The 13247-nt window shown below is 40.1% G+C and carries 13 protein-coding genes; 2 read left to right on the plus strand and 11 right to left on the minus strand.

What is annotated here, in order from left to right:
• Positions 1 to 4: 4 nt before the first annotated feature.
• On the minus strand, positions 5 to 1924 hold the full coding sequence (dnaK, locus tag L0B17_RS15990) for a molecular chaperone DnaK (RefSeq protein ID WP_235086174.1): 1920 nt from the start codon (positions 1922 to 1924) through the stop codon (positions 5 to 7).
• Between the two features lie 679 nt (positions 1925 to 2603).
• Between dnaK and L0B17_RS15995 the strand changes: the two genes are divergently transcribed.
• Both L0B17_RS15995 and L0B17_RS16000 read left to right on the plus strand, forming a co-directional pair.
• Positions 2604 to 2930 carry a hypothetical protein gene (locus L0B17_RS15995; RefSeq protein WP_235086175.1) on the plus strand — a complete coding sequence of 109 codons (327 nt, stop codon included), beginning with the start codon at positions 2604 to 2606 and terminating at the stop codon, positions 2928 to 2930.
• A gap of 163 nt (positions 2931 to 3093) precedes the next feature.
• Positions 3094 to 3438 (plus strand): DUF3634 family protein, encoded by a 345-nt coding sequence (locus tag L0B17_RS16000; RefSeq protein ID WP_235086177.1) that lies wholly within the window; start codon positions 3094 to 3096, stop codon positions 3436 to 3438.
• A 126-nt stretch (positions 3439 to 3564) separates the two neighbouring features.
• Here L0B17_RS16000 and L0B17_RS16005 read toward each other — a convergent pair whose 3' ends face one another.
• The 10 genes from L0B17_RS16005 to L0B17_RS16050 all read right to left on the minus strand — a co-directional run bounded on the left by L0B17_RS16005 (position 3565) and on the right by L0B17_RS16050 (position 13070).
• On the minus strand, positions 3565 to 4146 hold the full coding sequence (locus L0B17_RS16005) for a DUF3833 domain-containing protein (protein WP_235086179.1): 582 nt from the start codon (positions 4144 to 4146) through the stop codon (positions 3565 to 3567).
• 2 nt (positions 4147 to 4148) lie between these two features.
• On the minus strand, positions 4149 to 4766 hold the full coding sequence (locus tag L0B17_RS16010; protein WP_235086180.1) for a chalcone isomerase family protein: 618 nt from the start codon (positions 4764 to 4766) through the stop codon (positions 4149 to 4151).
• A 30-nt stretch (positions 4767 to 4796) separates the two neighbouring features.
• On the minus strand, positions 4797 to 5417 hold the full coding sequence (locus tag L0B17_RS16015; protein ID WP_235086182.1) for a DUF2878 domain-containing protein: 621 nt from the start codon (positions 5415 to 5417) through the stop codon (positions 4797 to 4799).
• A gap of 58 nt (positions 5418 to 5475) precedes the next feature.
• Positions 5476 to 6714, minus strand: a complete 1239-nt coding sequence (locus L0B17_RS16020; RefSeq protein WP_235086183.1) for an SAM-dependent methyltransferase — start codon at positions 6712 to 6714, stop codon at positions 5476 to 5478.
• A gap of 104 nt (positions 6715 to 6818) precedes the next feature.
• Positions 6819 to 7637: a DUF1365 domain-containing protein gene (locus L0B17_RS16025; protein ID WP_235086185.1), complete on the minus strand. Its 819-nt coding sequence runs from the start codon at positions 7635 to 7637 to the stop codon at positions 6819 to 6821.
• On the minus strand, positions 7634 to 8902 hold the full coding sequence (locus L0B17_RS16030; RefSeq protein WP_235086186.1) for an NAD(P)/FAD-dependent oxidoreductase: 1269 nt from the start codon (positions 8900 to 8902) through the stop codon (positions 7634 to 7636). The genes L0B17_RS16025 and L0B17_RS16030 overlap by 4 nt, the downstream gene beginning before the upstream one ends.
• A gap of 67 nt (positions 8903 to 8969) precedes the next feature.
• Positions 8970 to 9734: an SDR family NAD(P)-dependent oxidoreductase gene (locus L0B17_RS16035; RefSeq protein WP_235086188.1), complete on the minus strand. Its 765-nt coding sequence runs from the start codon at positions 9732 to 9734 to the stop codon at positions 8970 to 8972.
• A gap of 3 nt (positions 9735 to 9737) precedes the next feature.
• Positions 9738 to 10178 (minus strand): nuclear transport factor 2 family protein, encoded by a 441-nt coding sequence (locus L0B17_RS16040; protein ID WP_443019961.1) that lies wholly within the window; start codon positions 10176 to 10178, stop codon positions 9738 to 9740.
• 266 nt (positions 10179 to 10444) lie between these two features.
• Complete coding sequence (locus L0B17_RS16045; RefSeq protein ID WP_443019962.1) at positions 10445 to 11776, minus strand: ammonia-forming cytochrome c nitrite reductase subunit c552; 1332 nt, start codon at positions 11774 to 11776, stop codon at positions 10445 to 10447.
• 82 nt (positions 11777 to 11858) lie between these two features.
• Positions 11859 to 13070, minus strand: a complete 1212-nt coding sequence (locus tag L0B17_RS16050; RefSeq protein ID WP_235086192.1) for an NnrS family protein — start codon at positions 13068 to 13070, stop codon at positions 11859 to 11861.
• Positions 13071 to 13247: the final 177 nt, after the last annotated feature.

Raw genomic sequence — 13247 nt, forward strand, 5'->3', positions numbered from 1 at the left:
CTAATTACTTTTTGTCGTCTTTCACTTCTTCAAACTCAGCGTCAACAACATCATCAGCAGGATCTTGCTTACCAGCGTCAGTGGCTTGGTCTGCTCCGCCTTGCGCTTGCGCCTTAGCTTGTGCAATTTCCATTAGCTTAGCTGAAGCTTCGATAAGTGCTTGAGTTGATTTATCAATAGCTTCTTTATCGTTGCTTTTCACTGCGGCATCGACATCAGCGATTGCTGCTTCAATTTTCTCTTTATCTTCCGCTGGTAAATCATCACCCGCTTCAGTCACTTGTTTCTTCGTTGAATGCACTAAACCATCAGCTTGGTTGCGAGCTTGAACTAGTTCTTCAAACTTGGCATCTTCATCAGCATGAGCTTCTGCGTCACGTACCATTTGCTCAACTTCTTCATCAGTTAGACCAGAGTTAGCTTTAATGGTGATGTTTTGTGCTTTACCGGTTTTCTTGTCAGTAGCTGATACTTTTAAGATACCGTCAGCATCAATATCAAATACCACTTCAATCTGTGGTTGACCACGTGGTGCTGCACCAATACCGTCTAGGTTAAATTGACCTAAAGACTTGTTGTAGCTAGCTTGCTTACGCTCACCTTGAAGTACGTGAATCGTCACTGCACTTTGATTGTCATCAGCGGTTGAGAATACTTGCTGCGCTTTAGTCGGGATAGTGGTGTTCTTCTCGATAAGCTTAGTCATTACGCTACCCATGGTTTCAATACCAAATGATAACGGGGTGACGTCAAGTAATAGTACGTCTTTTACTTCACCAGAAAGCACACCTGCTTGAATTGCAGCACCCACGGCAACAGCTTCATCAGGGTTAACGTCTTTACGTGGCTCTTTGCCGAAGAAGTTTGTCACTGCTTCTTGCACTTTAGGCATACGAGTTTGGCCACCCACTAAAATAACTTCGTTGATGTCAGATATTGATAAATCAGCATCTGCTAAAGCAACTTTTAATGGCTCTAAAGTACGTTGAATTAAGTCTTCAACTAATGACTCTAACTTAGCACGAGTAATTTTAACCACTAAATGCTTAGGACCTGTAGCATCAGCTGTGATGTAAGGTAAGTTAACTTCAGTGGTATTAGTGCTAGATAATTCAATTTTCGCTTTTTCAGCAGCTTCTTTAAGACGTTGCATTGCTAATGAATCTTTACGTAGATCTAAGCCCTGGTCTTTCTTAAACTCATCTGCTAAATAATTAATTAAACGGTTGTCAAAGTCTTCACCACCTAAGTGAGTGTCGCCATTGGTTGCAAGTACTTCGAAAGTTTGGTCACCGTCATTGCTGTCGATTTCGATGATTGAAATATCGAATGTACCGCCACCTAAGTCGTATACTGCAACAACGTTGTCGCCTTGCTTCTTATCAATACCATAAGCTAATGCAGCAGCTGTTGGTTCGTTGATAATACGTTTAACATCTAGACCCGCAATACGACCAGCATCTTTAGTTGCTTGACGTTGTGAATCGTTAAAGTAAGCAGGCACAGTAATAACCGCTTCGGTAACTTCTTCACCTAAAAAGTCTTCAGCTGTCTTTTTCATCTTTTTCAAGATTTCAGCAGAAACCTGTGGTGGTGCCATTTTTTTACCACGTTGCTCAACCCATGCATCGCCATTATCGGCAGCGATAATTTTGAAAGGCATGATATCAACGTCGCGCTGAACTTCGTCATCTTTAAAACGACGACCGATTAAACGTTTAATAGCAAAGAAAGTATTAGCAGGGTTCGTCACTGCTTGGCGTTTTGCAGGCGAACCTACAATTGTTTCATCATCGGTATAAGCAACGATAGAAGGTGTTGTACGATCGCCCTCTGCGTTTTCAAGTACGCGTGCTTTGCCGCCATCAAGGACTGCCACACATGAATTTGTTGTGCCTAAGTCGATACCAATAATTTTGCCCATGAGGTCCTCCGGAAATTGACGTTATTCGTCAGTAAATTTGTTGTCTGGTATGGATATGGGGGTAAGCTAACGGTTTTCAAGTATCTATAAACTTAATAACCTTGACTTATGTACCACCCAAATCTTTCTTAACACTGGATATAGGGGCACAAATTTCATTTACAAGGGGAAGTGAAAAAATTTATGCTGCTTTGCTAAAATGAATGGCAATTATATCTTCAACGCAGGATGTGACATACGGTAACCGAACGGATAACTAAATAGTAACGTGATTGCAAACGATTTAGTCATCAAGGGCAAAAGCTTTAATTAACATAAACCAAACTGCTTGCAGTATATTTTAAGGAGAATGTTTTAGGGAAAAATGTATAACAAGTATGTTTTAACAATACGTTATAACACTCACTGTCATCACTTACCTTTAAAGCCATATCAACTGTTGCTTTACTGCGGGTATTTATAACTTTTAATCAAAGTGCTGAGCAATATTCTAGATGCCATTATGCGTTGAAATACCTAGTTGAAAAAACAATCAACTATGGTTATAACTATATAGCAGCACTGGTAATCTAGAGTGGACGATTTAATGAGGGTTCTACTGGTTTGAGTCACCGCTTACTGCAAACAGCTTCGTTAGTGGAATGCTGGGTTAAATGGACTGTTATAAGGAGCAACGGCAATGGGACTGCCTAGATGGAACTTATCAAATAAAGCGGAACGTCGTTTTCGCATAGTAGTGCTGACCTCAGTTGCACTATTATTAATCTATGAGAAAAACTATGGCTCTAGCTCAACCCAATATGCTGCTATGTATTTGAGTGTATTTTCTTTAGTAGGGACTTTTCTGACAAATGCTGTTCAGCAGCGTTATTTCACTTATATCACTGAATATGCCCAAGCAATTCGTATCGTCGCATTAGTGATGATGTTGTGCTTTTTAGGTATTTGGGGGTATCTCACTTACCAGGAACGCTACCCGCCAAGTATTTTAATCAGTATTGCTTAGTCTAATTGAGGGTTACCAAGCAATAAAAAGTTAAAGTCACGCTAAGCTAAATAACCAAATAAAATATTTATACCGCGACTCATATTTTGATAAAAAACATTGCACCGAAACGAATCTGGCGTATCTTTAATAGATTAATAACAAAGATTAAAGGACCCACAACATGCTAGAGATGTTATTGAAAACTTTATTTATTGCAGTATTTTTTTTCATTGCCTACAAACTGATTTTTTCAGGCAAAAAGGGGTTAACGCTATTCGAAATGCACTTCAAGCAAGGTCGCTTAAATCGGCATAAAGGCAAAATACCAGACAAATTTGAGCGAGAGTGTCGTGCCTTTGCCAAAGAGCATAAGCTGACCTGTACAATAAGAGCTGAAAGAGATAATCAAGTTAGGCTACATGTCTCTGCTAACATAGGTGATGATCTTACCCAGCAAATTCGCAATATATTTCCCTTTGAATATTATGACCGCAAGCAAGTGGATAACAGTAAACTAAAAGGTTAACCACCAGTCACCCCAAAAATAGTGAACAAGCCAACATTGTTGTCTAAATGATTAAAAACACTAACTTACAAGGGGGAAACTAAGTGTAAGCGTTATCACAGGCCCAATAGCTTGAGTGACCCTATATTATTGCTTTTGAATCACTAAAGTGACTGTACCAACCGTAATGCCAAACTTAATGATGTCGCTTTTATTAATGATGGTGTTGTTACCAACTAAAAACATCCAGTCATCAAACTCGACCTGATACTCAGTACCATCAACCATCAACTTCATATCATAGCGCCATCTAAGTGCGCTGCCGTTTGCTTCACCTTTAGCTACGCCTAAAATGTCATCTGCACGGCCTTCGAATTGGCCATTACCTAAATCAGTTAAATGCCAAATCCGGGTTTGCTTTTCACCGTCATCATAAATAAACCACTCTTTGAGCTCGCCTTGCTTACCTTGTGGGCTATCTTGCCAGCTTCCTGCCATTGTTACGGTAAATTTTCGCGTCACTTTACCGGAAAAATCTTGCACTATGCCTGAAGCCGTTAACTCACCGTCAAAAAAATCGACCAAGTTTAACTCGGGTGTTGTATTGGCATAATCTTCAATTGAAGCCGACGAGCAAGAAAATAAACTAAAACAAATAGCCATCACCAATAAGGTGTTAATAAAGGACCAACCTTTACCCCTAAATGTATTCAAAGTTGACTGTTGCATGATTAAGTGGCTCCGATTAATTGTTGACGTAATTTAGGCTCAGTTGTGGTTTCAGATAACCAGATACCGATAAAGGCGGCACTAAACTCCGCATCGTCTAATTGATAAAAAGGCTTATCGTTAAACAGAAATTCAGCTTGTTTATCATTATGAATAATAAAGCTGAGGGTATCGTTATTGTTAACATCAGGCCAAGAAAGTGCTAAGTGGGGTTTTATACGATTAATTTGCGATTCTGTTAGTCCATTTGCTTGCCATTGTTCTATCGTGGCTTCAATCAATTCTGCTGCACTTATGTCGCGGTGATATTGAATGGCTAACTTAATTGGAAAGCTTTCTGGCTGATAGGTACCGTCAAGTGAATATAATTTAGCTAAGTACACATCGAACCAGAGGACGTCCAGCTCAGCTTCACCGACCAGAATTAATGGTGGCAGGGTTAGTCTGCTATTAACTTGAGTCGTATTATTTGACGGGCCTTCATCATTTAAATTGGTTTCACTTATGCTTAGGTCTGATGTCAAAGCCTCAGTTAATTGATTAGGATTTGCAGCGTAAACCATGCTCACTGAAACCAATATTAGTATCACTAAAAGGGAAATCTTACTTATATTTGACATGCCGACCCACCCTACATATTTAATGCGCAGTTATCGTGAAAGCCGCGCCGATATATGAAGTAATACGGGAAATAACACTGACCAGATCACTGCTAAGATAATTGCCGAATAAGTTAGCCCTAAAGGCAATGCCACAGCAGCAAACTTTGCACCGCCAAGGTAGCTTAAACAGCCTGATACCCCACCAACAATAGCCTGAACGGGCATATTGAGTTTATGTGCAAAACCTAAGCTTGAATTTAATGTCAGTGAAAAGTATCCCCAAAGCAGTAATAACCACCATGGTATTGCTGTAAAAACAAATACACCGAAATAAGTTAACCCTACATCGACAGCAACGCCCAGTGTTGTAATCACTAACAGAATAACTAGATCGGCTCGTTTATGATCAGATATTAGAAAGTGTAATCCAATCAGCATCAATGATACAAAGATAAACTGGTTGTGATACAACACTCCCAGCCACCATGTCGCTTGAAAACCGACCGTGTTAAGCAGCAGTTTTTTAAGCGTCATTGAGTTGGTTTCTGCAGTGTTTTCGGTAATATTATGGCTAATTACTGTGTTATTATCGGCAACTTGGTCACTGTCAAAATGGTCGGTCTTGATATCTAAATGAGGAGGCGAAGAGGACGCCACTGACTTTTTCATGGTAATCCCCCCTTCGATAGAGTACGCAATGTAAACACGTTAGCCACCTAGCAATATACTAGCTTTTACGGTAGCCCGGTCTTACGGCAGTTAAGTGCACAGTACTGGTAGCACGCTCTAAAAAACCACCTTCACAGTAGCTTAAGTAAAACTTCCACATCCTGATAAAGTCATCACCGTAACCAAGTTTGGTAATGGTGCTTTTGGCCATATCAAAATTATCATGCCAGTGCTTTAGAGTACGCGCATAATCGAGGCCTATATCATCTAAAGACCAAATAACCATGTCGGTTTTATTGGCAATATGACGAGACATCTCGCTGATTGAGGGTAGACAACCACCAGGGAAAATATAACGTTGAATAAAATCGACACTTTTGCGATAGCTGTTGTAACGTTGATCGGCAATGGTAATGGCTTGAATTAATAAACGCCCCTCGGGCTTAAGCATATGCTGTAACTTTTCAAAAAAGCCAGGTAAATACTCATGACCTACAGCTTCAATCATTTCAATTGACACCACACGATCATACACCCTGGTAAGCTCGCGATAATCTTGTTTTAACAAGGTAACTTTATCTAACAAACCTTCATTTGTAAGCCGAGATAAGGCGTAGTCATATTGCGCATCTGAAATAGTTGTTGTGGTCACTAACACGCCATAATGCTTAGCAGCATAAATCGCTAGTGCTCCCCATCCGGTACCTACTTCTAATAAGGTTTGCCCTGGTTTTAAGTCCAACCTTTGGCATATAGTATCTAGCTTGTGTAGCTGCGCTTGCGCTAAGCTTGCGTCGCTGGCTGGATAAATCGCACTGGAATACATCATTTCTGGGTCTAAAAACTGCTGATACATATCGTTACCCAAGTCATAATGGGCTAGGATATTGCGTTTTGAGCCAGTTTGAGAGTTTCGATTAAATATATGCTTAACACGGTTAATCCCCTTACTTAACCAGGAAAAGTAACGTTCGATATTATCAAGTAAAGCTAAGTTTCGGGCAAAAATTTGCACCACTTTAGTTAAGTCTGGGCTAGACCAATGCCCTTGAATATAAGCTTCGCCTGCGCCAATTGAGCCACCAAATATCACTTGGCGATAAAAACCTGGGTGTAGCACTTGCATGGTCGCGTGAATGTCGCTTTCTGGATGACCAAATACATGTGATTGCGACACATCAACTATCGTTAATTGCCCTTCAGCTAGATGAGCCAGTGCTCGTAATAAAATCTTCTTCGCCAAACTGTCTGATAACGTTGCTTGAGCAATATTTGTATCGGTAGCGGCATTATCCATGCTTGCACTCCATTCTAATTAACGAAATTAGACTTAAAATTATAATATTAAACTGCAATACGCACTCACTCGCTATTTGGTTTACTTGAACTACTGATTAATTGCTATGTCGATGTCTGTTTGGTTTGCTTGCCTACAAACGGGATACGTTTAATAAATAATGTTAATGCTTGCCAATAGATACCTGAGACAATTTTTGCCGTCATCACAGGGTAGCCCAACATAAAACGCTTAACATTTGCCGCAGTAAATGACATTCGTTTTAAGGCTATTGTGGCATCAAATAATTTTTCGTTGGCATCATTTCGATTTTCAATCGTCACTTTAAGCCGATTTTTTGGCGGTAAAATACGCCATAAATAATGCATATCTAAGGTCATAAAAGGTGATACATGGAATACTTTATCTGTATGAGTGGTATTTGCTAAATCGACCAGATAACAATGGCGCTCATTCCAAGGGGTATTACTGACTTCAGCTAACATGTAAAGCGGAGTTTCATCTTGGTAACAGAAGAAAAAATTAACAGGGCTGAAATAAAAACCAAAATGGCGAATTTGCCCACAAAACATCACTCGATTACAGCGTTGTTGCGCGCCTAGCTTGTCTATTGTAGCTAATGCACGCTGTTTTAATCTCTCAATTGCACTGAGTTTTTCAACGTTTAACCCTGAGATAAAATGCTCACCAAACTGCTGTCCAAGACTGTTAAGATAATCATCGGCTTTAAATGTCAGTAATGCATTTCGCTCCGCAAACAACTTACTGGTATCGATTAATGTCGGTAACTCATCTAAATCTAATACCATCATTGCAATGTTATAGCCAAAGCTATGGCGTTTAGGCACGTGGCGTCTATGGCTGATTTTGCCATAATAGATACCACTATTTAACACCATATCGTCAGTTACCATTACGGTCATAAACTGATCTCAAATTGATTACACACATCGACGGCACTTCTCACGCCATCCTCATGGAAACCGTTATACCAATAGGCACCAGCAAAATAAGTATTCTGCTTACCAGAAATCAGTCCACGCTTTGATTGCGCTTGCATACTAGCTTCATTAAACACTGGATGAGCATAATTAAATTGACGTAATATTTTACTTTTATCAATCAATTCAGTTTGATTCAAGGTCACGCAAAAAGTGGGGGCGTCTTTAGGCAGCCTTTGTAAAATATTCATATTGTAAGTAACACTGGCAGGCCTATCGCCCATTGCGACCTTATCACCACCGTCTAAACGATAGTTCCAGCTTGCCCAAGCCGCTTTGCGTTTTGGCAATAAATTAATATCAGTATGTAACACCACTTCATTATTTTGGTATTCCATTGCAGATAAGACTTCATATTCATCTTTGCTCGGGTCACTTAACATAGCTAATGCCTGGTCACTGTGACACGCCAATATAACATCATCAAACAGCTGCCATTCACCGTTCATCACTTGAATTTTTACCCCCTCATCACTGCGACAAATGGCAGTGACAGGGCTATTTAGCAAAATATTGTTCTTGAAGGGTTCAATAAGCTTAGGAATATAACTGCGTGAACCACCTTTTAATACTGACCATTGCGGACGATCACTAATGTTAAGCAAGCCGTGGTGCTGGAAGAAACGAATAAAAAATCGTAACGAAAAAGCACGCATGTCATTAATACTGGCAGACCAAATAGCCGCCCCCATTGGCAAAATATAATGTTCACAGAAAAAAGGGCTGAAATTATGTTTATCGAGATATTCTCCTAGGCTAATAACAGGATAAGAATCTGACTCATAGATGGCTTTACAATCATTATTAAATCGCACTATTGCGGCTAAAAATCGATAGAAATTAGGTTTAAAAATATTACGTCTTTGGGCAAACATACTCCATAGCGTATGGCCATTGTATTCAAGCCCAGTAAAGACATTGTATACACTAAAACTCATCTGCGTCGGTAATGACTCAATCCCAAGCTTTGCCATTAACTTTTCAAATCTTGGGTAAGTGCGATCGTTAAAAACAATAAAGCCAGTATCAATAGCATAGCTTTTATTGCCGACTTCGACGTCAACTGTTGCAGTGTGTCCGCCGATATAATCATTAGCTTCAAAAACAGTCACTTTATGCTTACTGCTAAGTAAATGTGCGCAGGTTAAACCCGATATACCGGTTCCTATCACCGCAATATTTTTCATTCTTATTCCTATTTTTACAAACCTGACGCTTTATCGTTAATTCGGGTGTGTGTTCAGTAATACTTTTTTATTTAACCGCTTTATCTGCAAGTAACTTAATAAGCACTCTCTCAGGAAGTAAAGACAAACACTTGAGTATAAAGGTGAACCGTTTAGGGAAATGGATTTCAAACTTACGCAGTGCCATTCCCTTAAAAATACGTTGCGCAGCTTGATCGCTACTGATTTGCATCGGCATAGTAAAATCATTTTTAGCGGTAAGTGGCGTGTTAACAAAACCAGGACAAATCACACTGACTCCAATATCGGATTTAGCGGCCAAATCTAACCTTAAACTGCGACCTAAATAGCTTATCGCGGCTTTTGAAGCACCATACGCCTCAGCTCTTGGGAAAGGTAAATAAGTGGCACTTGAACTCATTAATCCAAGTTGCCCACCTTCAGCCAGCTGTGGTAAGAATGCACTAATGCAGTGGCCAACAGCGATTAAATTGGTGTTGATCACGCGACTAAAAAGCATGGCATCAAACTCAATAACATCGTCAATATACTCACAGGTTCCGGCATTCAATATCACTTGAACAAGTTGAAGCTGTTTTTCCGCTATATGCTGCTTTAGCGCGATACCAGCCTGATTAACTTGTTCGACATCAGTAATGTCAAAGACTAATGAATGACCCACATTAATTTCTGCTAATACTGCTTCATTTCGACCACAAGCTATGACATAAAACCCTTTGGCAGCATAAAATTTAGCAGTAGCCAGACCAATACCAGATGTCGCACCAGTGATAAGTACTGCTTGCGATAATGAAGCTTGATGGTGACTCATATTTTATCCCATCCTATTGTTTAACATGCGAATAACACCGCCAAGTATTGGCACATGCTGATAGAGCATTTCGCCAGCATCAAAGTAATCTCTATGATAAAAAATAATCTTGTTAAATTTGAGTAGACTCATGCCATCGACTTTAATGATTTGCCCTTTATTCAATTTAGGATGCGTATAACTCATGGTCCAAAACAAAGACGCTTGCAGCTGGCAGTCGCTTACGATTGTGTGAGTGATATCAAAGTGAATATGGCTAACATTCTCATATAAATTGGCAAAGTATTCAGTAAGTTGCTTTAGTCCATTAACTTGATGTAAAGGGTCTTGGAACTTTATATTGGCTGCATAAATTTCAGATAAGCGTTGCAAATTACCTTTATTCAACTGCTGATAAAGTTGAATAAAATGTTTAATAATTGCTGGTAACTGTTTTGCAGACATTGGCAACTCAGTCACTGTGGACGTATCTGACATATAACACTCCGTTTTTATAGCTAACACACTTACCATAAAGTGTACTTTACAAGAACACAATGCCTTTAATGACAATTAGTTAGTAGATATTCACCGCAAATAAAATTGAAGTAAAAAGATATTTTATATAATAGGTATTACGTGCAGGGGCTGAAAATAGATCAATAAAAAAGCGCTTAAGTCTCCTTAAGCGCTTTTGTATTTAAGCCGATATAAATATGGCGTAACCCCTGTTACTGTTCATATCCATGACGGGCGACTGGTTGCCAATGTTTATCCACTTGTTGTTTAATAAACTGGTCTTTGGCTTTTTGTGCTTCATCTTTATCAAACCCAATAACAGCATGAGCTTTTTCTTTGGTACTGATATCAGGGTAGTTCACTTTATCAACACCAAGTTTTTGTAACACTATTGCTAATAATGTTCGCGATAAAGTGACTTGCTCAATCGCCTTATCAAGCAATGCATTACCCTCTTCAGGATTATGAGCGTATAAACCATGGGATGCCATGGCAAAGTCCCAGCGCCACTGACCATGACGAATATTCATTATAGGATCATTCATTAATTCCCACGTTGCGCCTGCATCCCACGCTGCTTTGGCTTCAAAATGAGCTTTGACTAGCAAACCTTCAACCTGACGAGCTTTGGTATTAATCTGCTGCTTATTTTTTACCAAAGTTTGAGTAATGGCTTTTTTACTGCTGTGGCAGGATTGACAACTTTTGTCGAAACTGTCTAATGCATTACCCACTTTATGATCAGTAAAATCATTGCCTTTTTCATCGGTCGCCGGTGGCATATGGCAGGTAATACAAGTCACCCCCGCTTCAGCATGTTTACTGCGACTCCAATGCTCAAACTCGGGGTGGCGTGCTTTTAACATGGGCGTTTTAGAAATAGGATGGATCCATTCATAAAAGCGACGTGTATCATAATACTTTTCAATATCATCAGCTGTGCTGCCAAAAATCCATGGAATATTGACCTTATCACTACGCTCAGGCTGAAAGTAATAGGTGACATGGCATTGACCACATACTTGCGCCCCTTTCATGCTGGTATTTTGTTTATCAAAAGGCAGTTTAATCTTGGCCATTGCATCTTGCGCATGCGGCCTTGGCAATGCCAGCTTAGCACTGCCGTCTTCATGGCAATCACTGCAATACACTACTGACTTAATTTCAGCACCTAAATCGGTAAAGTTGGCACCAGAAAACCCCTCAACGCCCATTTTGTCCATCAACCTAGGGGCGTCGGGTGTTTTACAAGTCCAGCAACTGGCTGAAAGCCCTTTCTGGCCTTCTTCTACAGAGACCCAGGTGCGTAAAATATGAGTCACATCCGCCACCGCAAACTGATGCCCACGAGGACTATTATATTCTTTAGCAAAAGATGACCCCGCCCAAAGAATAATGTTGGCAGGATAAGCCGCCAACATATCTTGTTTTTCTGTTTGCTCAGATGTCGCTAACCAAGTTTGATACTGGCTAGGAAATTTAGCTTTATTCTGCTCATCAATATTCACATTAGCCAATACTGACAAGCTAAATAACATAGTCATAACAGCAGCTATCGAAATTTTGACACCTTTCTCACTCACAAATTTAATTAACATAATCCACTCTTTTAATTAATTTGTTACGTTAACCTGGGCGTCCATCTAATCTAGGTTTGGTCAGAATGGGGGCGTAATACCAAACAAACATACCAAAACTAATAAACCAACATGCTCCCGCCAACCACAACCAAGTCGAGGTGTACTGAGGGACCCACAATGGCATCACCGCACGAAAAATTGCCGCTAGGGGAAGCCCTATAAAGGCAAGCACCATATTAGGACCTTGATAAATATTGCGACTAGTGTGCCCCAATGACACTCGCGATATCATCGACAAACACAGTGATGCAATACCGCCAACCGCAAACAAGTGCAATAAAGTGCGATACGCAAACTCATTATTTATCTGCCATGCCATAGCCAACAAGGTAATCGGCAGTGCCCAATATGAAACATGCAAAGACCACAACATAGGCTCTTTAAATGTTTTATGCCCTTTCCAACGAGATACTCTTACCAACTGCAATATACCTGCACTGAGTAGAATGCCTTGTTCAATTTCACGGGGGAGTAAATGGAATACAGATTGAACGAACAACAATCCCATCACTAATAATAACGTTATCTCAAGCGCTTGAATGGGATCTGGCTTTGAATGTTGTAATTTCATTGCTGTAAAAAAAGGAATAACTCGGCCACCAACAATTGTTATCACCAGCGCGAGCCACCAAATCATTGCCTGCCAAAGTTGAGTAGACAGGGAAAAATTACGCTCGTGTAAAGCATAATAGCTCACCAGGTTAACCACTAATGCAACAACCAACATGATAGGAAAACCGATGTTACGCCACTGCCTTGCTGTGTAAATACAACGCCACAAGGTTGCTGCGCTGATCCCTAAAAACAAGCTGTCAAACAGTGCAGGTAGCCAAAGCGGAATATTAAATGGCAACAACAACAGTAATCTTGCAGCCAACCAACATGCGAAAGTGAATGCCAGCACACCGCCCTTCATCGTCGGCTGATTAGTCCACGCTTGCGCTGCTGTTAATAAGAAACCACACACAATCGCCATCGCAAAACCGAATAACATCTCATGCGGATGCCACCATAAAGGGACAACATTAGCCCAAAACTCACCATTGAATAAACTGTATTTAGGGGTAAACCACCCCATCAACCAGAGTGGGATATATAAGGCAGCAACCACAGCCCCCCCCAAGAAAAACGGCCTAAAACCTAAACGCCAAATTGCAGGAGTGTTATCGGTGGCTGCAGGATCATCAATATTTAACATTCATTATCGCCTTAAAGTATGCCTTGAACAAAACATGCATATAAAATAAATCTTTAGTTGATTTTATGCTCATTAGCAGGTTTGTTCAATAACAATGGATATTCATCACCAGAAAGCCATTAAAAGTGTGATCTGGATTGTGTTCTGAATAGGTAGGACAATTATTTAGATAGTGAT

Source organism: Shewanella sp. OMA3-2 (assembly GCF_021513195.1).
Classification (GTDB): Bacteria; Pseudomonadota; Gammaproteobacteria; order Enterobacterales; family Shewanellaceae; genus Shewanella.

What these genes read in the sequence shown, in the direction of transcription:
- L0B17_RS16040 (WP_443019961.1), bottom strand. Translation starts at nt 10,178, where the DNA reads ATGTCTGCAAAACAGTTACCAGCAATTATTAAACATTTTATTCAACTT.
- L0B17_RS16020 (WP_235086183.1), bottom strand. Translation starts at nt 6,714, where the DNA reads ATGGATAATGCCGCTACCGATACAAATATTGCTCAAGCAACGTTATCA.
- L0B17_RS16015 (WP_235086182.1), bottom strand. Translation starts at nt 5,417, where the DNA reads ATGAAAAAGTCAGTGGCGTCCTCTTCGCCTCCTCATTTAGATATCAAG.
- L0B17_RS16050 (WP_235086192.1), bottom strand. Translation starts at nt 13,070, where the DNA reads ATGTTAAATATTGATGATCCTGCAGCCACCGATAACACTCCTGCAATT.
- L0B17_RS16000 (WP_235086177.1), top strand. Translation starts at nt 3,094, where the DNA reads ATGCTAGAGATGTTATTGAAAACTTTATTTATTGCAGTATTTTTTTTC.
- L0B17_RS16010 (WP_235086180.1), bottom strand. Translation starts at nt 4,766, where the DNA reads ATGTCAAATATAAGTAAGATTTCCCTTTTAGTGATACTAATATTGGTT.
- L0B17_RS16030 (WP_235086186.1), bottom strand. Translation starts at nt 8,902, where the DNA reads ATGAAAAATATTGCGGTGATAGGAACCGGTATATCGGGTTTAACCTGC.
- L0B17_RS15995 (WP_235086175.1), top strand. Translation starts at nt 2,604, where the DNA reads ATGGGACTGCCTAGATGGAACTTATCAAATAAAGCGGAACGTCGTTTT.
- dnaK (WP_235086174.1), bottom strand. Translation starts at nt 1,924, where the DNA reads ATGGGCAAAATTATTGGTATCGACTTAGGCACAACAAATTCATGTGTG.
- L0B17_RS16045 (WP_443019962.1), bottom strand. Translation starts at nt 11,776, where the DNA reads ATGACTATGTTATTTAGCTTGTCAGTATTGGCTAATGTGAATATTGAT.
- L0B17_RS16005 (WP_235086179.1), bottom strand. Translation starts at nt 4,146, where the DNA reads ATGCAACAGTCAACTTTGAATACATTTAGGGGTAAAGGTTGGTCCTTT.
- L0B17_RS16025 (WP_235086185.1), bottom strand. Translation starts at nt 7,637, where the DNA reads ATGACCGTAATGGTAACTGACGATATGGTGTTAAATAGTGGTATCTAT.
- L0B17_RS16035 (WP_235086188.1), bottom strand. Translation starts at nt 9,734, where the DNA reads ATGAGTCACCATCAAGCTTCATTATCGCAAGCAGTACTTATCACTGGT.